We start from the raw sequence: 23,536 nt of genomic DNA, 5'->3' as shown, positions 1-23,536 counted from the left end.
CACAAAGTGTAAACCTTGGTACTGTACCAAGGTCAATGAACATTATGTGAAATTTTTCTCAAAGTGGAGCAGATGCTATTCCGTTTCTACCGGAATGTTAATCTCCAGATACGTTTTGCTGCCGTTACCCGTGCGCTCGGTGAACAGAATTTTACCGCTGATGTCCCCGCTAATCTTATAATTCTGCGCCTGCACGTAGTCCAGCATGAACCCGAAGGCATCCCGCTCCAGGTAATCCTCCTGGCCGCTGACAATGACAGCAGAGATGCAGACCGCAGGCTCCAAATACTCCACGCCATCATTCAAGCAGACCCCGAGCTTCACCTGATCCTCCGCAAGCAGGCCAAGTCCCCAGCTATACTCCAGCTGCCCTAATCCACAGACACATTCGCTTGCCTTATTCCCAACCCGGAAGGAGTAGAAGGTGAACGGCAGCAGCTCCATCCACGCCTGGACGGTGTCTTTAAGCTCCTCCTTTTGCAGCAAATGATTCTTGTTCGTCTGCTGAATCCGGTACATGCCCGGCACCTGCTTCATCTTGCATGTATATAGGGATGCGCTGACCTGCGCCAGCTCCGCCTGAATCTCCTGAATCTTGCCGAGCAGCAGTGTGCTGCGCCGGATCTCCTCCTCCAGCTGCATACCCGCAGCGGCAATTGACCCCATCACTTGCTCACACGGCGCGTCCTTAATCAGCCCGGCTACATCCTGAAGCGGAATCTGCATGCTCCGGTACCATCTGCTCGTCAATAGATTCCGTGCATCCAGATCGTTGAAATACCTGTAGTTATTATGATGATCCTTCATCGGCCGGACAATATCATGTTTCTCATATAAGCGCAGTGTATCTGCCGTCACTCCAAGAATGGATGCAAATTCACCGATCGAATACTTCATCAGCAGCCCCCCAGCTTACTTGATCGCATACGCTCATGCCTATGGTTCATGTCGTTAATGATAGAGGGTTTGGCCGGGAGACATTGTGGATTATGTCACACCGCCTTCCGCCGGAGGACCGGGAAGAGCTTTTCCTGTCGCAGGTGGAGGCGGCATGGTCTATACTTGAAGGATACGGAAGAAATTGACGAACGGAGGCGGCTGCCATGTCCGCACAGTTAACAGACAAAGTCGCCGGACTGCCCTTGACGCCTGGCGTATACCTGATGAAGGACGGCCTGGGTCATGTGATTTATGTCGGCAAGGCGAAGCAGCTGAGAAAGCGGGTCCAGTCTTATTTTTATAATAATAAGGGGCATTCGCCCAAGGTGAAGCAGCTGGTTAAGCATATCCGCGATCTGGACTACCGGCTGACCGATACAGAGCTGGAGGCCTTCATGCTGGAATGCCAGCTGATCAAAGAGATCAAGCCGATGTATAACCGCAAAATGAAGAATCCGCTCGCCTACAGCTATATTTCCATCGTGGACAAGGCGCCTTACCGGCAGATTGAGATAGGCTACGAGCCAAGTACAGAGGCGGGCAGCCTCGTGTATGGCCCTTATACCAGCCGGAGTACGGTGGAGAGAGCGGTGCTGGGCATCAAGGAATCACAGCGCATTCTGTGCAGCAGTCCCCATGCCCGCAGCTCCCGCTGCCTGAACCATTCGCTGGGCTTATGTATCGGCATGTGCGGAGGCGGGGAGGCAGCTGTGGCGCAGTATGAAGCCGTCATAGACGAGATGATCTGCTTGCTGGAAGGCAAGGGCAGCGGAATTGTAGCCGGACTGGAATCCCGGATGGAGGACGCTGCGCTGCGGTTCGACTTCGAGACCGCCGCCAAATTCCGCGATTATCTGGGAGCCGTCCACTCGCTGCTGCAGAAGGAGCAGGTGATTGAATTCACCGGAGCGAACAAGAATATTATCGTGCTGGAGCCGGTGGACGAACAGTCCCATAAGCTGATCCTGATTAAGGGCAGCGTGATTCTCTACCGTACTCTGCTGGCAAGAGACGCGCTGAACGAAGGGCAGATTACCGGGATGATCGCGGCATCCGCCCGGGAGGTCTTCCGCAGCAGCAGCCAGACCGCCGCCGCTACAGAAGAGATGAGCCGTCACAAGATCGACGAGGCCCAGATCATCTACAGCTACCTGAAGAGCAGCTCCAGCCATTATCTGCTCGTCCCGCCGGAGTGGCTGGAGGATGATGGAGTGAGCTGGTTAGAGGAAGGGATAGCGGAATTGGTTCAGTCATCTGTCTTGGATATGTAGTAATTGATTCTGCCTCCCCTCAATACACCGCCTGCGGCGCAAACGGCCCGGTGCCTTTTAACGTATAGTCGTAGAATTCAAGAATCATCCTGTTCATGGTCTCAATACAGTAATACTTATTGATATCCGCCTGCCCGCGCTGCAGCATATTCGCAAGGATGGGGGAGAACAGCGGCAGATCGGTCAGGCTCAAGTGCTTGGCTCCCTGAAAATGAACGGTATACGCGTCCTTGAAGTTCGGATTAGCGGTGTTATTCGCTGCGTAAGCCGAGTTCTTCCCGAGCTGTCTCCACACATCGTCGGTGTATATGTTCAGCAGCGGTACGCGGTAGGGCTCATTTTTGGCAGCCAGATCATTGATCTTCCGGTCATATACCAGTTCTGTGAAGAACGGGGCATCCAGATTCACGGCAGCATCCACATCGCTGCGCTCCCGGCCAAGCGCGACGCTTGCCGCACCACCCATGGAGTGGCCGAATACACCAATGTGCTCCGTATCAATCCGTTGGTACACGGGGTCCTGGTCACTTGCCGCTTTGTCCAGAATCGTGTCGATTACCAGATTCATATCTCCGGTGCGCAGCTTCATCCATTTACGCGTAAGGCCATACAGCTCTTCCACGGTGTACACTCCGTCCTTATTGGAATCGTTGACCTCCCGCATATATTCTGCATTAACCATAGTGACCTTCCCGTCCACGCCTTGTGTATAAAAAGAATGGTAGGGATGATCGATGGATACCACGACATACCCGTGGCTGGCCAGCTCCGTGAAGGTTGAAGCGTTGCTCTCCCTGATCCCGAAGGCTCCATGAGAAAAGATGATCAGCGGATACTTGCCCTCCGCATTACCCGGATACCAGAATTTCACATTCACCCTCCGGCGCTCCCCCGTATCTGTAAACTCCTCCACCCGGGTAGGGTCTGTATAGGTGTAGACAGCCGTTCTGACTTCATATTTCCCGGTCACTTCAGGTGCACGGTACTGCGGGAATAGAACAGGCGGGATAAGTGCGATGAGCAGCGCCACAGCGGTTAGCAGTCTTTTACACACCCGGGCTGAACGTCTGGACGTTCTCACGCCTGTCTTCTTACAGATCAGATCCACCGTGCCTTTCAGCGCAAAAACAAACAGCAGTGCCGCCAGTAATACCCAACTGAAGCTCCAATCAATTACGGGGGACAATGTCAGAATAACGAATACGATAAACAGGGTGATTCTAATCCAGCTTATGAGCTTGATGCGGCTGTGCATAGGGATTCTCCTTTTCGCGTTAGTTCATGAATTCATCATAAAAAACTGCGAAAAGGGTGTATACCCATTTCCGGTAAGCTGTAGCTACAGGGCAATAAGATGCACAAAATCATCATTAAGCGGGGAGTTAACTCCAAGATTACTCGCGGACTTCCTGCTTCACCGCCTTCAGCCGCTCATTAATCTGCCCCGCTTCCTTCTTATCCTTCTCATAGGACAGCAGACGGACGATGGCATAGACTACAGCGATTTGCAGGGCAAACAGAAGTGCAGCGGACACACTGGCCACAGCTCCAATCAGGCTGGCAAGGGTGATGAGCAGAAGCTCCAGCAGGAGAAAATGAATAACGATTCTAACACGCATCGCCCGCTCGCTCACCCCGTCAGGAACGTACAACATCAAGCCTGTCAATGCCCCAAGCAGGGAGAAGCCCATAATCGTATAGATGGATATCAGGTCAAAGGCGAGTTCCGGCATAAAAATCTGTCTCAGCACCGTAATGATAATGATAATGGATGCGAAGATAACCAGAAAATCGCGGATGATGTCTTTGACAACCTCAGAACGCTTCATGCTATGATCCCCCATTATAATCCAAGTCTTTGTTTCAGTACGGGCACATACTGTCTTGAAATGACTACACGCTCCCCATTATCAAGCAATGCTGTGAACCTGCCGCTGAGGGACGGACGCACGCTCTCGATCTTGGCGATATTCAGAATCGTGGATTTGGAGGCGCGAAAACAGTTCTTGTCCCGGCACAGCTCCTCCAGCTCATACAGCTTCTGCTTTACTTCATACACCTGGTTCTCGCTGTAGACGAATACCTTACCGTCCACGGCTTCGAAGTAATAGACATCACTGAGCTTGATGCGGCTGACCCGCTCTTCCTGTACCCCCAGGAGGACCAGAGTCTCTGCCTTAAGCTTATGTACAATCTGACTGATCTCTTCAGTTGCTTCATAGCATCTGATGATGATTTCCTCTTGCTGCTCCCTGCTGATATGTTCGATGGAAATTCGGATAGGATCACCTGCGATAATTCAGATTTGGATATCTGTTGCCTAATTAGTGTACATGATACGGGAACCGCTCCCATACGACAAATATAACTTACATACAGGTACGCCAAAAGGCTGTCCTCCGGTTGGACCGGGCGGACAGCCTCATATGCGATGTAGAGTTTCCAGGAATGTAATGCCCCAATCCTTACTCTAGCGTATTCTCCTGCCTGTTATGATAACGCCCTCTAGGCACGACCAGCGGGGAACCGGAGACCGGATCAGGAATGACCGTACTATCCAGTCCGAAGATCTCTTTGACCCGCCCGCTTGTGATGACCTCTGCTGGCGGGCCCTCGGCAACCAGCCTGCCGGAATGCAGCGCAAAGATGTGGTCGGCATACCGGGCGGACAGGTTGATATCATGCAGCACCATGACGATGGTGGTTCCGTGCTTGCGGTTCAGATCGGTGAGCAGGTCCAGGATCTCCACCTGATAGGTGATATCCAGGAAGGTCGTCGGCTCATCCAGGAACAGGATATCGGTCTGCTGGGCCAGGGCCATCGCAATCCAGACCCGCTGCTGCTGGCCGCCGGACAGCTCATCGATATTACGGTTAGCGAATTCGGTGATATTCATAATCTCCATCGCTTCGGCCACGGCCTCGTAATCCTTCCGGGACCAGCCCCCAAGCAAGGACTGGTGCGGGAACCTGCCGCGCCCCACCAGATCGGCAACCGATATCCCTTCCGGGACAATCGGGGATTGCGGCAGCAGCCCGATGACCCGGGCCAATGCTTTGGCCGGAATCTGCGAGATCGGCTTGCCGTCCAGCGTCACCTGGCCTGCTGTATGCTTGATCAGCCTGGCCATGGTTTTGAGCAGGGTGGACTTTCCGCAGCCGTTGGAGCCGATAATCACGCTGATCTGATGATCCGGGATCACCAGGTCTATCCCGTGAATAATCGTCTTATTCTCATAGCCCGCTATCAACTGCTCAGCTCCAAACACATGTGCCTTGTTCATTATAATTCTCCCTTTCGATTCATGCGGATTAACAGGAAGATCAGATAAGGCGCTCCGAGTAATCCGGTAATGATGCCTACAGGGAATCTGTACTCAAAAGCAAATTGTCCAATCAGATCGGATGCCAGGACCAGATTCACGCCGACCAGACCTGCGGGGATGATGCTGGAGGCACCTGTACCCACCAGTCTTTTGGCAATCGGCCCTGACAGGAAAGAGACAAACGCAATCGGTCCGGTAGTAGCCGTAGCCATCGCCACCATGCAGACAGAGCTGACAATCAGTGCAATTCGGGTCCGGTCTGTGCGGACTCCAAGCGAGGTAGCCGACTGCTCCCCCAGCTCCAGAATACTCAGATGCTTGCCCAAGAGGATGATGATTGGCGAGCAGATCAGCACGATGATTATCAGCGGCGGAAGCTCGCGCATCTGTGAGCCGTTGAGACTGCCGGTCAGCCAGCGGACTGCTGAAGGGATGTCCTTCTCGGAGCCGATCAGCAGCAGATAGGAGATCACGGCGTCCAGCATCGCCTGAAGGCCGATCCCGATCAGAATTAACCGCCCGATGGAGAAGGTTCTTCCCCTGGAGAGCACGTAGATCAGCAGCACCGTAGCAAGGCCTGCGATTACCGAAGCAACAGAGACTACAGCTCCACTGGCTTGCAGGATCACGATGCAGTATACCGCCGCCGCGCTTGATCCGGAGGTAATGCCAATGACATTCGGGTTCGCCAGCGGATTGCGCAGCATCGTCTGGAAGGTGTACCCGGCCATGCCGAAGGCGAATCCGGCAAACAGACCCGCCAGCATCCGCGGCAGCCGGATAATATTCACGGCGAAGGAGACACCCTTCAGCTCTTCGCCGGAGAGTGCGCGGAAGACCTCGGCAACCGGATAGATGGTATTCCCGAGCAGAAGCATCGCGCAGCACAGTACACAGGCAAGTACGGCAAGCAGGCTGGTAACGATCAGACCCCGGCGGTGTCTCCGGCGTCTGCCCGCCATAATGAATTCAATCGTTTCATTTCTCATAAGGACCGCACTTTCGATTTCATCGCTAATAGAATCAGGATTGGTGCCCCTACAAAGGCTGTAACCACACCGACCTCAAGCTCTCCGGGGCTGCCAATCAGCCGCCCGCCTACATCGGAGACCGTAAGGATAATAGCCCCGGTGACCGCTGACATCGGGATTACGAACCGCAGATCCGAGCCGAGGATCAGGCGGATCACGTGAGTGGACAAGAGGCCGATAAACCCGATAGGTCCGGCCAATGCTGTCACTGCTCCGCATAATAATACTCCGGCCAGTGCGGCGATAAGCCGCAGTGTTCCTGTGCGGACCCCGAGGCCGGTCGCCACATCATCGCCCAGGGCCAGCGCATTCAGGGCCGGAGCTGTAAGGAAGGCAATCAGCATGCCGATCAGCAGGAACGGAAGGAAGGTTGTAATGCCGCTCCAGGTCCCCGCACCCACGCTGCCCACCTGCCAGAACCGGAACTGGTCCATGACGTAAGCGCGCGGAATCATGATGGCGGTAACCAGAGAGGACAGAGCCGCGCTGATCGCAGCACCCGCCAGAACGAGCTTAATGGGCGTGGCTCCGCCACGCCCCATCGAGCCGATTCCGAATACGAATACCGCTGTAATTGCAGCTCCGGCTAAGGCTAACCATATATATTGGCCCGCAGTGCTTATGTTCAGGAAGGCAATTCCGCAGACCACGAACAAAGAGGCCCCTGTATTCACCCCGAGGATGCTGGGATCGGCAATCGGGTTACGGGTCACCGACTGCATCAAGGCTCCCGATACACCGAGCGCCCCGCCGCACATCAGGCTGAACACCGTCCGGGAGATCCGCTTGCGCACCACGTTTGCCCCATAGCTGTCCACCTCTGGACGGAATAGCCCGTCCATCAGCTCATTCCAGCCTACATGACGGGCTCCCAGTACCAGTGAGGCAATGATGCACAGGACCAGCAGGACCATGCAGCTCACCAGCACCAGGATGAAATTCTTCGGCATATGCAATTTTAGCTTGTTGTCGTCCGAGACCGGTGAACTCATCATTTTATTTTATCAATAGCTCCCCCAATTAAGGCAAGGTATTCATCAATCGTATACGCAATGGACAGCGGGTTCGGTGTTCCGGCAGCAACCAGCGGAGTATCACTGTCGATAAAAGCTACCGATCCCCGTTCAATGGCCGGGATTTTACCGATTAGTGAATCTGCCTGGAGCGTCTTCAGCAGTTCGTCATTGCCATAACCTACGATCAGATCTGCATCATACAGGGCTTCCACATTCTCGGAGCTCAGGCTGAGCGAGTAGCTGGTAGGGTCTGTAATCTGTTTGGTAATGCTCTCGGGATACGTCATGCCCAGCTCATACAGGAATGCGACCCGGGAGTCCACAGGTGTATAAATATGCAGTTTCGATAAGTCCTCAGCGGAGAAATTGACCCAGACTACTTTTTTGCCGGCAATCTGCGGGTATTTGCTCAGCTTGTCCTTAACCAGGGCTTCAGTGTCCTTGATGAGCTGCTCGCCTTCAGGCTTCATGCCCATGCCTTCTGCGTTCAGCAGCACCTGCTCACGCCATGTCGTAGCCCAAGCAGCTGTCGGGTAAGCCACCACTGGAGCGATCTTGCTCAGGGTCTCATAGTCTTCCTTCGTTAGGCCCGAGTAAGCGGCCAGAATAACATCCGGGTTAGCATCAGAGATCGCCTCGAAATCAAGACCATCGGTATCCTGGAACACATTCGGATCGGTTACATTCAGCTCCTTGAGCTTATCTGCGGTCCAAGGCAGCAGCCCGCTGCCATCCTGCACGCCAAAGTTCGCAGCCGAGAAGCCTACAGGGACAACGCCCAGAGCCAGAGCCACATCATGGTTAGCCCATTGCACAGTAACTACGCGCTCCGGCTTGCTCTTAATTACAGCTTCACCAAGCGCATGCTTGATGGTAATCGGATAGGTCACAGCATCCTGCGCCGCCGGTGCTTCTGTGCTTGCCGCTTCGCTGGTTGCAGCTGCTGCCGGTGCCGGTGAAGGTGAAGCAGCAGAATTCGACTGGTTGGAGGAGCAGCCTGCCAGCACTAGAGTTAGCGCTAATGGAATGAATAATGTCTTGAACGAGAATTTCTTGGTACTGTACATGTGTGGACCCTTCCTTATCTGAATAGGTTTTTTATGCGATAATGAGAATCATTATCGATAAATATATACGTGTCTGGACAGGTTGTCAATGTAGAATATGGATTTCGCGCGCAACAAAAGCCCGCAAGCGGCACCTGTTACAGTGAGCCGCTTGCGGGTTTGATCTACTTTTGGCCTCGGTTTAATCCTGGCCTAATATAGAGGATTAACCTCTGCACCTTAAATTACATAGTCTTAGTCAGGGTAATGGACTGATCTGTGTTGCCCCATTGTACGTTCCAGCCCAGCAATTCGGTGATGAAACGAAGAGGAACTACGGTTCTGTTGTCGCCGTTCACGAAGACTTTGGCGCCGACGGATTGTCTCATGCCGTTGAGTTCCATGAAGTCTTTGTTCATCCAGAATACAAGGGTGTCGTTGCCTGCTTTGATCGTAACCTGCTGAGCCTGCTTATCCCATTTCACCTCAGCGCCGATGCCTTCACTCAGGTAGCGAAGCGGGATGTAGGTCATTCCGCTCCAGATAAACGGCTTAGTATCCATTTGAGTGACTTGTCCGTTAATGTTCAGGACCTCGCTGCCTACCTTCATCCAGACTTTCACCATAGAAGCAGGATCTGCTGGTGTTGCAGGTGCGGGTGCTGCTGCTGCATCCTGGAACTTGTCGTTGAACTGCGTAACAATCGCATTGCCCAGCGCTTGGCCTACGCCGAACATTGTCTTGTAGCCCTCGCGGTTCGTCTTGTAAGAAGCGTCATAGCTGCCCGCTGCATACTGCGTAAGCACCTGCTGTACCTGATTCTCGTGAGTGGTCAGTGCAGATTGCCCCGCTGACTTCGGCAGGTTGCCTGCTGTAGCCGAATCAAGGAAGGCTGCGAATTCAGTGGTGAAGCTGGCAATACGCGCTTCAACTGCCGCTTTTGCCGCTGCATCATTGTTCTTCACTGCCGCTGTGAAATCAGCCTGGGCATTCACTTGATTCGTGACCCAGATTTTCTCGAAGGCCGCTGCCCCGTCTGCACCATAGATAGATGTAATGGCTGCCTTGAAGTCTGCCGTATTCATAGCTTCGGCTGCAATCAGCGCATTGGAAGCGGCTCTTCCGTCATATTGCTCCTGCATTTGCAGGACGGACAAGGCGAAGTGTTCACCCGCTAACTGGTTGAGTGCCGATCTCAGATCAGCAGCCTTGGTATCTGCCTTGGTATGCTCGAATTTGGCAGGCATTTGCGTGGTAATCGCACTGGACAAGGCCTTGCTGATGCCAAACATCTCTGCATAACCCTTACGGTAAGCTTCATACGCGCCCTTGTAATCACCGGCTGCATAATCCTCGAACACTTCCTGGACATGGTTCTCATGACTGCGGATAACCTGCTTCGCGGACGCGGCCGGAAGCTTGCCCTCCGTTGCTTTGCCGAGGAAATTCCCGAATTCGTCTACAAATCCGCTTACTTTATCTTCTGCAGCTTTGACGGCTGCGGCGTCCTTGCTCTTCGTCGCCTTCACCAGATCGTCGGTATACTTGTTATGTGCACGGAAAATCCGTTCAAATTCAGCTGCGCCAGCATCACCGTACAATGAAGCAATGGCGGGCTGCATATCGAGTGCGTTCTGATCAAGCGCCTGGTAAGCCGCTGCCGCATCCTTGGTACCGTCATAGGCCTTCGTCATTGCAGTTACGGCAAGGGTGAAATGCTCGGAGAGCAGATAATCCAGGCCCGCTCTCAGCTCGGCTGCCGGTGTATTCACCGAAGCCTTCATCATCGCGGCTGCCGGGGCTGCCTCCGCACCTGCCAGTGCAGGTATCATCAGGGTCAAGCTTAACATCGGGACGACTAATTTCTTCATCTTCATCTCACTTCACTCCTTAGGTTGGGGTAATATGTGGTGTTCACGTTGCCTGTTTGTCTGTACATACACTGAAACGCAGCGAATTCAGGTTTGGATCACCATCCCGGCCAAAAAAATAAATAACCCCCTCCAACCTTCGCCCCAAGCGGGGGTTGTTCTTCAGGGGCGCTTGGCTTAGCGTAACGGACTGAGGTGCTCCTATTTGAGAAGAAAGTCGTCAATTGGGCGAGTAACGGACTCCACAGGCCTTATCCTTTGCACTTCAGCTCCGAAACATCTCATAGAGAGACGATAAGGTCGCCTGAGTCCGTTAAGCTGCAAAAAGTGGCGTTTTCGCGGGGATAAGATCTCTCCGGTCCGTTAGATTTTGGGGTGATAAGATGAGTTTCGATAATGACTCAGGTACTTTGCGGGGACCCCAAAACATATAAATTCTTATCTTTCAAAAAAAGGCTGCCCCACCCGGTTGTCTAAACAACCGGTACGGGACAGCCTCTTATCATAGCAAGTCTGCCAATCTACATCTGGCGGGCCTTGCTCAGCCAGCAGCAGTTACGCCAGCAACGCGCTTACCCCTTCACTCAGCGGGGTAAGCGGACGGTTCAGCAGCTTCGCAAGGTCGCCGCTCTCGATATTCAGCGCGCCATCACGGATGGCTGCCTGGATGGCAACCACGATCGGCAGTGCCGCTTCCGGCACGCCTGCTTCGCCCATTACCTTCGCATAGGTGGCATCATCCACCTGCTGCACGGCAACCTCCTGGCCCAGAACCTCGCCGACCACTGCTGCCAGCTCTGCCTGGGTAAGCGGAGTGCCGGACAATTCGTAGATGACACTCTCACGGCTCTCTCCAGCCAGAACAGCCGCTGCCGCTTCAGCATAATCGCCGCGTGTAGCCCAGCCTACCTTGCCGTCTTCGGCTGAGGTCAGCCAAGGAGCGCCGGCCTTCACGGCCTGAATGGAGCCGGCTTCATTCTCCAGGTACCAGTTATTGCGCAGGAAGGCATAGGGAATGCCGGATTCGCGGATGAACTCTTCTGTGGCACGGTGTACCGGGGCCAGGAACAGGGAGCTGTTCTCGGCATCGCCTACACTGGTGTAGACGATGAAGCCTACACCTGCACGGACAGCGGCGTCTACAGCCGCCTTATGCTGGCGGATGCGGGTGTCGTTGTCGCCGTCAGCCGAGACGATCAGCAGGCGCTCCACTCCGGCAAAAGCGGTATCCAGCGTCTCCGGCTGATCGAAATCACCATGACGGACATCGACGCCGCGCGCCTTCAGGGCTTCTGCATTCTCCGGGTTTCTGACACTGGCTACAATATTCTCAGCGGGTACGGTCTTCAGCAGAGTCTCTGCTACAATGGAACCAAATTTACCTGTTGCTCCTGTTAATGCGATTGTCATCTTAATTCCTCCAATTAGGTTCTTGTATTTCAATCTCAGCTCTAAGCTCTCGTTGACATCGGTAATCATCACTCATGTAACCATTGTAGTTACAAGTAGACCGGATGTCAAATAGATTGTGCAAGATTCACCCAACCGTCTTGAAATAGCGGTAGATCTGCTCCAGCTTCTTGCTATGCTTCCCTTTCTTGCTCTCCATATTACCGAACTCGAAGAACTTCACCTTACGGATGCCCACGTAGTTGAACAGGGCTTTGCGCATCAGTATCTTATGCGAGTTCCCCAGCCACAGCAGCGGGTAGTGGGTCGGCCCCTTCATGCTGGAAATGCAGACCACACTTTTCCCCTTGAGCAGCCCCTCCGGCAGCAGGCCGCCCTTATCCCGGTAGGCGAAGCCCGATGCGAACATCCGGTCGATGTAGCCCATCAGCATCGCTGGCGGGCGTCCCCACCAGATCGGATAGACCAGAACGATCTGATCGGCCCACAGCAGCTGCTCCCTGTACTCTGCCAGCTCCGGTTCACGGTACATATCCCGTCTACGCCGGTTCTCATTGAACACCAGGACCGGATCGAATCCGGCCGCATACAGATCAAGCACCTTGACCTCCGTAATCTTGGCATTCTCCTTGCTGCCGCGCAGCACTTCCTCCAGGAAGGCGTAGCTCAGGCTCTTATGGTTCGGATGGGTGTAGATCACAAGTGTATTCATCAGTGGTATTCCCCTTTAGTTGTCATTTGATAACCAAAACATAGCACAGCCGTAAATTACTTGTCAAATGATAATTGTTTTTTGATAATTAATCTGGTATCGTGACCTCTGAGGTGATCTTATGGACAACAACCATCTTTTTCAGAAATTTATAGCCTTCACTGCCGCCGTCCATCAAATAACGAACGATATCTCCAAGGACGTGAACTCAGACGGCTTAACGCCGCTGCAATATAAGATTGTGGAATACATCGCCGTCAGCCAGCCTGTTACGCTCAGCGAGATCAGCGACTGCATGAACATGTCGATGCCCAATACGAGCCGGGAGCTGAAGAAGCTTAGCGAAAAAGGGCTATGTACCCGCATCACTGACCCCGCTGACCGCCGCAGACAGGGAATTACGCTCTCCGCCGCAGGCGAGGCGCTCATGAATGAGGCCTTCGGACAGATCGCTGTCCGGTTCGAGCAGCGCATTGCGGCGCTGAGCGCTGAGGAACGCAAAGAGACCGAGCGGGCGCTCGATCTCTTGCAGCAGAAGGTATTTTATTTGAGCTGAGGGTAAGGGCTGCCCTGCATTCTATGAGCGGTTATTTCACAGCAACGCCCTTCGCCGCAATCTCGGCAGGCGCAGGAGCCTCCTTCCGCTTGATGAACAAGGACAGGATCAGCGCAGCCACCGCGGCGCCTGTGGTGACCATAGAAGCCACATTCATTCCGTGAATTAAGCTATGGACATCGCCTGTCTGCTTCAGACCGCCGCCGCTGTAGGTCATTATAGTAACAAGCAGGGCCGTCCCAATGGAACCGGCGACAGTACGCAGTGTAGTGTTAACGGGGATGCCGTGGCGGATCAGGTCAGGCGGCAGAGAATTCATTCCGCTGGTGATGACGGGCAGCAGGGTCAGGCTGACGCCAGCCATCCGCAGAGAGTAGCCGACCATCAGGAACATATAGGACGTGTGCTCCGTCAGATTGGAGAACAACAGTGCAGAGATGACCGTCAGGCTGATTCCGGTAATGACCATCGTTCTGGCACCTATTTTATCGAATATTCTTCCCGCTATCGGGGACATGATACAAATCAGAATCGCACCCGGCAGCAGCATCAGACCTGACTTCAGCGCAGTATAGCCAAGCATGGTCTGCATATACAGCGGCAGCAGGAGCTGCGCGCTCAGCATGATAATCATCAGGATCATACTGATTACCGTAGCCAGGGTAAAAGAGGGGCTGGTGAACACCCGCAGCTCCAGCAGAGGATTCTCCATCTTCAGTTGCCGCCACACGAACAGGCAGAGCGCGATGAACCCGAACGAGAGGGAAATTAGCACCTCGGTGCTTCCCCATCCTTGACTGCCGGAGACACTGAATCCGTACAGCACACCGCCGAAGCCGAGCGAGGATAACGTCATGGAGAGCGCGTCGGCCTTACTTTTCACCTGTGGCGTCACGTTCTTCACCAGAAACACTCCCAGGAGCGTAAGCAGCAGCGAGCAAGGAGCCAGAATATAGAACAACAAGCGCCAGGAATGATCCTCCACAAGCCAGCCGTTCAGCACAGGCCCAATCGCCGGAGCGAAGTTAATCGCCAGCCCGATCAGCCCCATCGTGAACCCGCGCCGGGCAACCGGGATCAGAATGAACGTCAGGGTCTGCACCAGAGGGAGCATAATGCCCACTCCGACCGCCTGGATGATCCGTCCCGTAAGCAACAGACCGAAGCCGGGGGAAACCGCACACAGAAGCGTCCCCGCGCTCAGCATCCCCATCGCAAAGACGAATACCTGCTTCGTCGTGAAGCGCTGAATAAGATAAGCTGTGATCGGAACAACAATACCGGTAACCAGTGCAAAAGCAGTCGTTAACCACTGCACGGTACTCGCAGACAACTGGAACTCACCCATAATGTTCGGCAGTGCCGTATTCAGCGAGGATTGATTCAATAGCCCTGCCATTGTCCCGATAATTAGAATAGCCATGATTAAATTGGTTCCCTTTGGTGTCTTCTCCATCTCTGCTCCTCCTCTATCTCTACTTTTAAAACTAACTAGTTGTTTATATTTGTCTTAAAAAAAACCGCCCTTACAATAAAGACGGCTCCATGACGCCATGGATAATAAATTGCACGATCTGACTGGTGGCCTGCTCTCTATTCTGCGGGGAATCCAGATTGCCGAACACGTGCTCGAACCTTGAAGACGACTGCAGTGTCATAGCAATCATGTTCATGGCCAGCATCGGAAAGAGCGCGGGGTCCAGATCCCGGCGGAGGATTCCGTTCCTCTGGGCGGCCAATGCAACCTTATACATCTGAGGATCATCGTCAAGACGGTAGCTGATCTGATTCAAGGTCTTCCAGCCTTCCGCAGCCTCCCAGAACAGGATTCTCAGGTAAGTCCGGTGCTCCAGCAGGAAGGAGACCGTCTGACGGGTCCAGTAATCCACGAAATTTTTGAATGCGGACGGGTCCTTGAGTTGCTGCTCATCCTTCAGCAATTCGCTGATGAACGAGCCGGTGATCTGTTCACTAACCTGGTCCGCCCGCTTGACCACTTCCGTGTACAACCCTAATTTGTCGCCATAATATTGGTAGATCAGGCTTTTGTTATACCCGGAAGCCTTCGCAATGGCATCAATCCGTGCCGCTGAGAAGCCGTACTCGGCAAAGATCTCCTCGGCTGCATCCAGGATAACGCCCCGGGTCCGGGCGGCATCGTAGATTTTGGCGCTGCGTTTATTCCCAGTTGTGGTTATGGTTGTTACCCCCTATTCTTATTTATAACTAACTGGTTAGATTGTAATCTCCATCCTAGCGGATGTCAAGCTCAGTTCTTACAGCCTTGTCTGCGAAACGTTGCCAACAATTGGCACAAAACCAATTCACACCAATCGCGTCTAACTGGAGAGAGTTAAATCTATCCATAAGGTGATGAATCCATGACAACCAGAACAACTATGCTGCTGTCTCTGCTAGGACTGGCCCTGACCGCTACGGCGGGCGGTAATGCCCATGCAGATGCAGCACCCTCACCCCAGCCCATCTCCATTTACCTGGACGGGCAGCAGCTTCAGCCGGAGACCCGGCCGCTAAATATCGGCGGGACTGTACTGGTTCCTATGCGCGGACTGTTTGAAGCCCAGGGAGCTGAGCTCTCCTGGAACAATGCAAGCAAGACCGTAACCGCCGTCAAAAGCGGCACTGCACTTACCTATACCTTAGGCTCGTCCACAGCTCTGCTGAACGGGAAGACAACCCAACTGGCTGTACCGGGACAACTGACGCAAGGCTACAGTATGATTCCCCTGCGCTTCGTCAGTGAAGCCCTGGGCAGCCAGGTGAGCTGGGAGCCGGCTTCGGGCTCCGTCCTTATCTCCTCGGCGTCCGCCTATGAGACCTCGGTCACCTGGGGAGTCAACCTGCGCAGCAACCCGGATGCCGGGAGCAGCGCCTCTAGCCTGGGCCTGCTGCCCGCCGGCAGCAAGGTCCATGTCATCCGTGAGGTTGACGCCCTCTGGCTGGAGGTGCAGACCGCAGATCATAGGAGAGGATATATCTCATCCAAGCCGAAATTTACGGATTACAGAAGCCCTTCCCTGCTGCAGAAGCAAGGGGAAGCCCTGATCGCCTCAGGTAAGAAATACCTGAATACCCCTTATGAATTCGGCGCTTCTCCTGACCAGACGAATACGTTCGACTGTTCTTCTTTTGTGAAGCGTGTATTTGGGGATACGCTGGGGATTGAGCTTCCCCGCGTCTCTTACGATCAGGCAGATGAAGGCCGGAAGGTTGGCCTGGACGAGCTGCGAACCGGAGATCTGCTCTTCTTCACCGCCAGGGGTCTCGACATCGGACATGTAGCCATCTACGCCGGCAATAACCGGATACTGCATACCTACTCCAAGGAGCAGGGTGTACATATGGAGGATTTCAGCAGCAAGTGGAAGCAGCGGTTTGTTACCGCACGGCGGATTCTATAGCGGGGAGAGCAAGCGGAAATTCAGCGGTCCCCTGTAACAATTGGATTTTCTACACTTGCTGCTAAGCAAATGCTCGGTTCAGGAGTAACAGTTGGAAAAAAGGCACTTAATCTGACCAAACACAGCCGATTCCATAAGATTCGGTGAATTAGGTGTACTTTCTCCAACTGCTTCTTCATATGACTCCATTCCGCCAGAAATAAGTGCCTTCTTTCCATCTCTTCCGATCCTGCTTCATGCTATGCCTTGCGCACAAACTCCGATTTCAGCTTCATCGCGCCGAACCCGTCGATTTTGCAATCGATATCATGGTCACCGTCCACCAGCCGGATATTCTTCACCTTGGTGCCGATCTTGAGCACGGACGAGCTGCCTTTGACCTTAAGATCCTTGACCACCGTTACGGTGTCCCCGTCAGCCAGGACATTGCCGTTCGCATCCTTCACTACCTTCTCATCCTCGCCGCTTGCGCCCGCTGCATCCAAAGACCACTCATGTGCACACTCCGGGCAGACCAGAAGCGCTCCATCCTCATAGGTATACACAGAGCCACACTTCGGGCAATTCGGTAATTCATTCATTGATTAATAATCTCCATTTCTGCTTCATGCACGTTGTATTGGGATAAGTCTGCTTTATTTTAGCATATTCCTGCGCATGGTAGTTGATAAGATCATGTAATTATATTATTATCTAATTAGATATATAATTAATTATAAGCAGGTGAATATATGATTTGGTTAGAACCCGTACCGGACCCGTTAGTGCCGGAGAGTCTGGATATTCAGGCCTCCATCCTGAACTCTCAGCCTGAATTCAACCAGATGGTCGTGCATAAGACGTATCTGGAACCTCTGGAGCTGGAGGAGGAGAACCGCAACAACCTCGCCATGGGAGAGAAAATGCTATACATCAGAAGCCATGACCGGATTGCCGGTCTGATTACCTACCTGCCTGACTATAGCGCGGATCATTATCCGTGGATCGGCCTGCTGGTGATTCACCGGCAATACAGCCGGCAGGGGATCGGGAAAACCGCCGTACATGAGCTGGAGCAAATGTTCAGGAATCATGGCCTCAGCGCCGTCAGACTAGCCGTTCAGCTGGAGAATAAGGCTGGGGAGGCCTTCTGGACCAGGAACGGATTCGCCCCGGTCAGAAGAGCGACCGATAACCACAATAACGAAGTGGATGTTTACGAGAAGCAGTTTAGATGAATGGCCGGTGTGGTAAGAATTAGGATGTAGATTATTCCATTTCATTGGATATGCGGGAGGGGTATGAGCGTGAATGAGGGCAAAAATGAAGCTGAACTGGACAGACAACTGCCGGCAGGGGAGCAAGCTGGGGCTGAAGGGCTGGCCGCTGAGGCAGTAGACGCGATCGAGAACCTGTCCGGTGTCCATCCCGGATATCGCCGCGCCCATGCGTCGGGTGTCTGCTGCCGCGGCTTCTTCCGGCCGAGCGGGCTGGGGATGGAATTCACGGAGGCGGAACACCTTCAGGAGCAGCAGGTGAATGCCATTATCCGCTTCTCGGGCAGCTCCACCGATCCGGCACTGGCGGATCTGCTCTCTCCTGCCAAGGGAATGGCTGTCCAGTTCATCCTGCCGGATGGCGAGGTTACGAATCTGGTTGGAGTGACCGTGCCTGTCTTTTTTGCGCGGACCCCGGAGTCCTTCATCGACATTGTACATATGGCCCACCGGCTGCGGACCGGGACACTCGGACCGATTGAGCTGATGAAGGAGATTCTCAGCCACTTCAGCGAGAGCAAGGAGGCCCTGCTCGCGGTGCGGCGGCTGATGCCGCCTGCCAGCTACGCGGAATGTCATTACTACTGCATACATGCTTATGTGCTGGTCAATGCAGAGGGCAGGCAGCAGCCAGTCCGGTTCGAGTGGGTTCCCGAGTCGGGTGTGCGCACACTGACGCTGGAAGAGGCTGCGCAGCAGCCGGACCGCTATCTGGAGGAGGAGCTGGAGCTGCGCCTGAAGGACGAACCGGCCATCTTCCAGCTTGTCGCTGTTCTGGGCGAGGAAGGCGATGCGACAGATGATCCGACCCGGGCCTGGCCGGAGAACCGCCGGAGAATCGATCTTGGCCGGCTGCATGTTTCCGAGATCTATCCTGATCCGAAATATCTGCTTATGGACCCAACGGTCATCACCACCGGGATGCTGCTCTCGGATGACCCGATTCTGAGGTTCCGCAGCGCAGCCTACGCCGAATCTTATGGACGGCGGATCGAAGGAAGATAGCCGCAGCAGGCAGCGGCAGCTATGCACCGGCCCAGCGCCAAAGGGAAATGCGCCCTTTGGCGCTTTTGATTCAAACGCTATACTTAGTTGGTTAATGGATATTAATCCGGTTACAAGAGAGAGGAGTGCAGTATGCAGCAGGCCATGGTCATCATGAACCCGTCGTCCGGCAAGGCAGAGGCGCGGGATTATATCAGAGCAGCGGAAGAGGTGCTGCAAGGTGCAGGATATCAGGTTACCGTCCAGGAGACCGCAGGGGAAGGAGATGCAACCGCCTTCTGCCTCCAGGCCTGCGCCGAGTGCTATGATCTGGTGGTTGCCATCGGAGGAGACGGGACCCTTCACGAGACGATGAACGGCCTCACAGATCAGCAGCACCGCCCCACACTTGGCATTGTGCCAATGGGCACCGTCAATGATTTCGCCCGTGCGCTGCAGATTCCGCTTGTTCCTGAGGAGGCAATTCGCAATCTGGCTTCGCCACGGACCCGAAGAGTCGATATGGGCCGGCTGAATGAGCGGCTGTTCGTCAATGTGGTGGCCGCAGGCTCGCTGGCAGGCTCCCTCTCCTCGGTCAGCTCCGAAGACAAGAACCGGCTCGGGTTCCTTGCCTATCTAAGAGAGGGCATTAAGGAACTGGCCAACAAGACTGCACACACCCTGACGATTACTCACGACGGGGAGACCTGGGAGGGCTCCTCCCCGCTGTTCATCGCGGCCCTGACCAATTCCGTAGGCGGCTTCGAGAAGCTTGCTCCTGCTGCCGCTGTAGATGACGGCCTGCTCCATTGTTTCATCGTTAAGGACCTGCACCTGCTGAATTCCGTTACCGTAAGCATCTCTCTGCTGCTCGGCAATCTGCGCAATCATAAGGATGTCATCTACTTCACAGCCAAGGAGGTCTCCATCCGCTCCACCGAGCCGGTTCAGACGAATGTGGACGGCGAGCAAGGTCCGCCGCTGCCAATCCGCTTAAGCACCATTCCGCGCCACATTCAGGTCGTGGTGCCGGAGGACTGATCAGCCCGGACAACTCAGGCGTTCCAGGCTATAGATTACTGGCATCCGCCAAAAGCCTCTTCTTCAGTTGATTCCCTGCAGCTCTGCGAAGTCCTCATCCAGTGTCCATTCGAGACGTCTGACCCATTCACGCTGCACTTCCTTCGGGGCTATCTGCAGGCGGTGCAGGATATTCCATACCCTGTACAGACTCGCCGCCTTCATCTGTTGCGGCGTGAAGGACAGCGGGTTAACAGACAGATAGCCCTGCAGGAAGGCCGTATTAAGCAGCATGGATTGCACGGGATAATGGTGCTTCGTGAACCAGCAGACCCAGGCTACATCGTTCAGCGGGCTACCCCATTCCGCCCATTCCCAGTCCAGCACATGCAGCAGATCATCGGGTTCACAGAGCAAATTATGTACTCCGTAATCGCCATGGGTCAGGACCCAAGGAAGCTCCCCGGCCTCCGCAGCGGACAGAAAGTGAAGCGACTGCCTGCCAAGAGCGGCGGGGACGAATTCCAGCTTCTGAATCACTTGACTCAGTGCAGACCTGTTGCTGAGCCGGATCTCTGTCTCTTGCGGCTGATAAGGGCGGGAATGAATCTGGGCAGCCAGCAGTTGCCCCATTCTGCTGTAGATCCGCTCGGCTCTTGACCAGTCCCTGGCATCCAGAACGGATTGGGCGTTCCTGCCCTGCATGCAGTCCATAATGATGATGCGCATTCCGTCCATCTCTGCCACCTCATGCACCACCGGGGTATCACAGCTTCCCTGTACCAGCCGCATGACCTCAACCTCATTGAGCGTATCTTCGTTGGACATATTTGTTATTTTGGCTACAAGGGGCGGCTCCGCCCCTGCCATCAGATAGGTGAGATTCGTATACCCCCCTGTCAGCCGTTCCAGCCGGCAGGCATACCTTGCTTCCAGACCTCTGATGATGTTCTCAATCATGATATGAATCCCTCTCTTTTCCCTTCAGTAGACCCTATGCCAAGCGGAAACGACTTTGCCATCCTTTTAGGGACGGCACCGTTTCAGCGAGAAATAGAAGGATAAGTTATCGTATGCAACATATAAATCCTTATATTTCAAGAATATCACATGCTCCAGTTCATTACAGATTAAGCTATTCTGCACAAGCAGATCCAGGCTACAGCCCGCATTATATGTATGACAAAGAGACCGGCAAGAGAATCCCGTCCAGTCTGCTTGAGCCATGCCTCATAGCGGTTCCCCTGCACAGCCCAGTAACTGCCCTGAACGGGCTTATGCCTGTGGCCCGGCCGGGATGTACAGCTTGCGGATCAACACCATTTGGCCGATATGATAGGCATTATGAGTTGCCGCATTACTGATGATCTCCCACCATGCAGCCGGTACCGGGAACCCGTTCACCTTCCCTTCCAGCCCTTCCTCAGACAGCAGGCTCTGCCAGTTCAAGAGCGTCTGCAGCAGCCTTCCGCACAGCTCACTGAACACAGTATCTGGCGGAAGCCGGAAGCTGAGGTTATTATCCTTAACCGGAGGCACAGCATCCACATGCCCATCGCGGTACCGTGTCTGCCAGGCTTCATTCCAGTACAGCAAATGCTGGCTAAGCTCAGCAATGCTGCTGACTCCTTCACCAGGCTTCCAAAACGCTTCCTCCTCGGACACGTTCTCTACAGCCTGCATATAGGGCAGATGCCAGCTGGGATCGTTGGCCCCGGCCAGCAATTGATTGGCAAGCACATCCTTTGCGTGAACCATTGCTTCACTCTCCTTTTCACTGAAATATCACACTCCCGGCGGAATAAGCCAGGTAAGCTTCTTGTATAAACAAAGTCACCCTGCGGGTGAAGGACTGTATACTGTTTTTCACATACATTCGGTACGTGTGCCTGCTTGTGAGCATAATGTATGCTGTTTTTCACATACATTCGGTACGTGTGCCTGCTTGTGAGCATAATGCATACTGTTTTTCACATACATTCGGTCCGTATGTAGCTGTACCAGCCAATTGCTATTCGGTTACACCTATACAACAACAAAGTCCCCCTCCCCTACCGGGAACGAGACTTCTCTAACTGCTGTCTATCTGCCGGAAGGCTGATAATCGCTCAGCTTGCCGTAATAGACCAGATGCAGCCGGTCGCTCTGCCGGAAGTCATCCGGGGTGACAAGCGCAGGCAGCTTATTCCACAGCTTAATGCCCGAGCGCTCCAGAATCTCGGCAACGAACTGCGAACAGAAATACGAGTTGCTGAACTCCACCGGCTCCTTCAGTGCAATGCCGATGACGCCGAGGATATTGTAGAGATACTTCTGGCGGCTGCGGATGAAGACCTGGAGCACCCGCTTCATTTTCTCAATCTCCCGGTCCGTAACCTGAAGCTCGTAGATGACACAAGTCGTCTCCGGGTATTTGCTGTAGGTGCCTGTGCGGATATCCTCCTTCACGAACCCGCCGTTCAGCGGATTGGCCGGATGCTTCCTTCCGAAGCTATATAGCTCGGACAGCTCCCTGTTAAACGAGATGGAGGCATGATTATACGGCGCTTTGGTATAACCCTGAATGAGCTTCGTGAACAGCGTTCCCGTATTGGTGAGCATGATGTACACCGATGGATCTGCTGACATTTACAATATTTCCCCTTATCAAGTCAGTTGTTTTACTTCATAATAAGCTGGACGCTCTGTCTATTTTAGCATAAAATTCCTATATTGAAATGATACCCGAGACAAGTTGGTGATTGTAATGAACCGTTCTATATTCACACTAGTTCTGATCTTTGCAGCTCTATCGGTGATCCATGTGCTGTATCTTGTGGTGAGCAAATTACAGAAGGACAAGGATTATACCGGAATCGGCTTCCGCATCCGAACCTGGTGGGGCATGCTGTTCATTTTCTGCCTGGCTACCCTGTCCAATTCGGTCGTGTCCCTGCTGTCCCTGATGGTCCTGAGCTTCTTCGCCCTTAAGGAATACTTCTCCATGATCCGCACCCGAAAAGCAGACCGCAGGCTGTTCCTCTGGGCATACCTGTCCATTCCGCTGCAGTTCTACTGGATCTACATTGAGTGGTACGGGATGTTCATTATTTTCATTCCTGTCTATGTGTTCCTGCTGCTGCCGCTTCCCCGGCTGATTAACAAGGGAACGCTCGGCTTCCTGCGCGGTGTCAGCGCGGTGCAGTGGGGACTGATGCTGATGGTCTTCGGACTTAGCCATCTGGCCTATTTCCAGTTCGCCACGCCGGAATACGGTGCAGGGCTGGTTCTCTTCCTGGTGGTGCTGACCCAGCTCAATGATGCCGTGCATTATCTGGCCTCGCTCTACATCGGCAAGCACCGGATCGTCCCGACCGCGAATCCCCATCTGACCTGGGAAGGCTTCGCCTGCGCGTTCGTGGTGACTACAGCAATCTCGTACCTGAGCTATTCTCATCTTACACCGCTGAATCCGGCCTTCGGCTATCTCTCCGGCATGCTGATCAGCCTCAGCGGCTTCTTCGGCAGTCTGACCGTCTCTGTACTCAAGCGGGATCTGCTGATCGGGGATGACGACAAATTCGCAGCGCTGCAAAAAAGCTACTTAAGCCGCGTAGACAGTCTTGCCTACACCGCGCCGGTATTCTTCCATGTCATCCGCTACTATTTCGACTTCATGTAGCCGCTGATCACACTT

Annotated in this window: 24 protein-coding genes; 7 read left to right on the top strand and 17 right to left on the bottom strand. The window is 53.9% G+C overall.

The window, feature by feature from the left end:
* Window positions 1-75: 75 nt before the first annotated feature.
* Window positions 76-897 carry a MerR family transcriptional regulator gene (locus tag MKX63_RS05880; protein ID WP_341015890.1) on the bottom strand — a complete coding sequence of 274 codons (822 nt, stop codon included), beginning with the start codon at window positions 895-897 and terminating at the stop codon, window positions 76-78.
* Window positions 898-1,103: 206 nt separating this feature from the next.
* On the opposite strand from MKX63_RS05880, the gene MKX63_RS05875 reads away from it, so the two are divergent.
* Window positions 1,104-2,210 (top strand): GIY-YIG nuclease family protein, encoded by a 1,107-nt coding sequence (locus MKX63_RS05875; protein ID WP_341015889.1) that lies wholly within the window; start codon window positions 1,104-1,106, stop codon window positions 2,208-2,210.
* Between the two features lie 19 nt (window positions 2,211-2,229).
* Here the strand turns inward: MKX63_RS05875 and MKX63_RS05870 are convergent, their stop codons facing one another.
* From MKX63_RS05870 to MKX63_RS05825, 10 genes are all read right to left on the bottom strand, one after another.
* Window positions 2,230-3,465, bottom strand: coding sequence for an alpha/beta hydrolase family protein (locus MKX63_RS05870; protein WP_341015888.1), 1,236 nt, complete (start codon window positions 3,463-3,465; stop codon window positions 2,230-2,232).
* Window positions 3,466-3,604: 139 nt separating this feature from the next.
* Window positions 3,605-4,039 (bottom strand): DUF3021 family protein, encoded by a 435-nt coding sequence (locus MKX63_RS05865; RefSeq protein WP_341015887.1) that lies wholly within the window; start codon window positions 4,037-4,039, stop codon window positions 3,605-3,607.
* Between the two features lie 14 nt (window positions 4,040-4,053).
* Window positions 4,054-4,338 carry a LytTR family DNA-binding domain-containing protein gene (locus MKX63_RS05860; RefSeq protein WP_341018534.1) on the bottom strand — a complete coding sequence of 95 codons (285 nt, stop codon included), beginning with the start codon at window positions 4,336-4,338 and terminating at the stop codon, window positions 4,054-4,056.
* A gap of 337 nt (window positions 4,339-4,675) precedes the next feature.
* On the bottom strand, window positions 4,676-5,494 hold the full coding sequence (locus MKX63_RS05855; RefSeq protein ID WP_341015886.1) for an ABC transporter ATP-binding protein: 819 nt from the start codon (window positions 5,492-5,494) through the stop codon (window positions 4,676-4,678).
* Window positions 5,494-6,525: a FecCD family ABC transporter permease gene (locus MKX63_RS05850; protein WP_341015885.1), complete on the bottom strand. Its 1,032-nt coding sequence runs from the start codon at window positions 6,523-6,525 to the stop codon at window positions 5,494-5,496. Before MKX63_RS05850 ends, MKX63_RS05855 begins: the two co-directional genes overlap by 1 nt.
* Complete coding sequence (locus MKX63_RS05845; protein WP_341015884.1) at window positions 6,522-7,562, bottom strand: FecCD family ABC transporter permease; 1,041 nt, start codon at window positions 7,560-7,562, stop codon at window positions 6,522-6,524. Before MKX63_RS05845 ends, MKX63_RS05850 begins: the two co-directional genes overlap by 4 nt.
* Window positions 7,559-8,650 carry an iron-siderophore ABC transporter substrate-binding protein gene (locus MKX63_RS05840; RefSeq protein ID WP_341015883.1) on the bottom strand — a complete coding sequence of 364 codons (1,092 nt, stop codon included), beginning with the start codon at window positions 8,648-8,650 and terminating at the stop codon, window positions 7,559-7,561. Before MKX63_RS05840 ends, MKX63_RS05845 begins: the two co-directional genes overlap by 4 nt.
* A 224-nt stretch (window positions 8,651-8,874) precedes the next feature.
* The gene (locus MKX63_RS05835; RefSeq protein ID WP_341015882.1) at window positions 8,875-10,506 is read right to left on the bottom strand and encodes a copper amine oxidase N-terminal domain-containing protein; all 1,632 of its coding nucleotides are present in this window, start codon (window positions 10,504-10,506) and stop codon (window positions 8,875-8,877) included.
* A 549-nt stretch (window positions 10,507-11,055) separates the two neighbouring features.
* Window positions 11,056-11,910, bottom strand: a complete 855-nt coding sequence (locus tag MKX63_RS05830) for an SDR family oxidoreductase (RefSeq protein WP_341015881.1) — start codon at window positions 11,908-11,910, stop codon at window positions 11,056-11,058.
* 127 nt (window positions 11,911-12,037) lie between these two features.
* Complete coding sequence (locus tag MKX63_RS05825; protein ID WP_341015880.1) at window positions 12,038-12,622, bottom strand: NAD(P)H-dependent oxidoreductase; 585 nt, start codon at window positions 12,620-12,622, stop codon at window positions 12,038-12,040.
* A 121-nt stretch (window positions 12,623-12,743) separates the two neighbouring features.
* On the opposite strand from MKX63_RS05825, the gene MKX63_RS05820 reads away from it, so the two are divergent.
* A complete protein-coding gene (locus tag MKX63_RS05820; RefSeq protein ID WP_036722792.1) occupies window positions 12,744-13,178 on the top strand; it encodes a MarR family winged helix-turn-helix transcriptional regulator in 435 nt (144 codons plus the stop codon).
* A gap of 31 nt (window positions 13,179-13,209) precedes the next feature.
* On the opposite strand, the gene MKX63_RS05815 is transcribed toward MKX63_RS05820, so the two are convergent.
* Both MKX63_RS05815 and MKX63_RS05810 read right to left on the bottom strand, forming a co-directional pair.
* Entirely contained in the window at window positions 13,210-14,634 is a 1,425-nt protein-coding gene (locus tag MKX63_RS05815; protein ID WP_341015879.1) for a DHA2 family efflux MFS transporter permease subunit, read from the bottom strand.
* A 70-nt stretch (window positions 14,635-14,704) separates the two neighbouring features.
* The gene (locus tag MKX63_RS05810; RefSeq protein WP_341018532.1) at window positions 14,705-15,310 is read right to left on the bottom strand and encodes a TetR/AcrR family transcriptional regulator; all 606 of its coding nucleotides are present in this window, start codon (window positions 15,308-15,310) and stop codon (window positions 14,705-14,707) included.
* A gap of 249 nt (window positions 15,311-15,559) precedes the next feature.
* Between MKX63_RS05810 and MKX63_RS05805 the strand changes: the two genes are divergently transcribed.
* The gene (locus MKX63_RS05805; protein ID WP_341015878.1) at window positions 15,560-16,600 is read left to right on the top strand and encodes a C40 family peptidase; all 1,041 of its coding nucleotides are present in this window, start codon (window positions 15,560-15,562) and stop codon (window positions 16,598-16,600) included.
* Window positions 16,601-16,839: 239 nt separating this feature from the next.
* Here the strand turns inward: MKX63_RS05805 and MKX63_RS05800 are convergent, their stop codons facing one another.
* Window positions 16,840-17,181, bottom strand: coding sequence for a zinc ribbon domain-containing protein YjdM (locus MKX63_RS05800; RefSeq protein ID WP_341015877.1), 342 nt, complete (start codon window positions 17,179-17,181; stop codon window positions 16,840-16,842).
* A 150-nt stretch (window positions 17,182-17,331) separates the two neighbouring features.
* Here MKX63_RS05800 and MKX63_RS05795 point away from each other — a divergent pair, with 150 nt between their 5' ends.
* From MKX63_RS05795 to MKX63_RS05785, 3 genes are all read left to right on the top strand, one after another.
* The gene (locus tag MKX63_RS05795) at window positions 17,332-17,817 is read left to right on the top strand and encodes a GNAT family N-acetyltransferase (RefSeq protein WP_341015876.1); all 486 of its coding nucleotides are present in this window, start codon (window positions 17,332-17,334) and stop codon (window positions 17,815-17,817) included.
* Between the two features lie 69 nt (window positions 17,818-17,886).
* The gene (locus MKX63_RS05790; RefSeq protein WP_341015874.1) at window positions 17,887-18,861 is read left to right on the top strand and encodes a catalase family peroxidase; all 975 of its coding nucleotides are present in this window, start codon (window positions 17,887-17,889) and stop codon (window positions 18,859-18,861) included.
* A 132-nt stretch (window positions 18,862-18,993) separates the two neighbouring features.
* Window positions 18,994-19,881, top strand: coding sequence for a diacylglycerol/lipid kinase family protein (locus MKX63_RS05785; protein WP_341015872.1), 888 nt, complete (start codon window positions 18,994-18,996; stop codon window positions 19,879-19,881).
* A gap of 63 nt (window positions 19,882-19,944) precedes the next feature.
* Here MKX63_RS05785 and MKX63_RS05780 read toward each other — a convergent pair whose 3' ends face one another.
* The 3 genes from MKX63_RS05780 to MKX63_RS05770 all read right to left on the bottom strand — a co-directional run bounded on the left by MKX63_RS05780 (window position 19,945) and on the right by MKX63_RS05770 (window position 22,488).
* Entirely contained in the window at window positions 19,945-20,820 is an 876-nt protein-coding gene (locus tag MKX63_RS05780) for a phosphotransferase family protein (RefSeq protein ID WP_341015870.1), read from the bottom strand.
* A 315-nt stretch (window positions 20,821-21,135) separates the two neighbouring features.
* Window positions 21,136-21,618, bottom strand: a complete 483-nt coding sequence (locus tag MKX63_RS05775; RefSeq protein ID WP_341015868.1) for a DinB family protein — start codon at window positions 21,616-21,618, stop codon at window positions 21,136-21,138.
* 324 nt (window positions 21,619-21,942) lie between these two features.
* Window positions 21,943-22,488, bottom strand: a complete 546-nt coding sequence (locus MKX63_RS05770) for a hypothetical protein (protein WP_341015867.1) — start codon at window positions 22,486-22,488, stop codon at window positions 21,943-21,945.
* A gap of 118 nt (window positions 22,489-22,606) precedes the next feature.
* Here MKX63_RS05770 and MKX63_RS05765 point away from each other — a divergent pair, with 118 nt between their 5' ends.
* Entirely contained in the window at window positions 22,607-23,521 is a 915-nt protein-coding gene (locus tag MKX63_RS05765; RefSeq protein WP_341015866.1) for a phosphatidate cytidylyltransferase, read from the top strand.
* Window positions 23,522-23,536: the final 15 nt, after the last annotated feature.

Source organism: Paenibacillus sp. FSL R7-0179 (assembly GCF_038002265.1).
Lineage (GTDB): Bacteria > Bacillota > Bacilli > Paenibacillales > Paenibacillaceae > Paenibacillus_AQ.
This window is presented reverse-complemented; position numbering and strand designations above follow the sequence as displayed.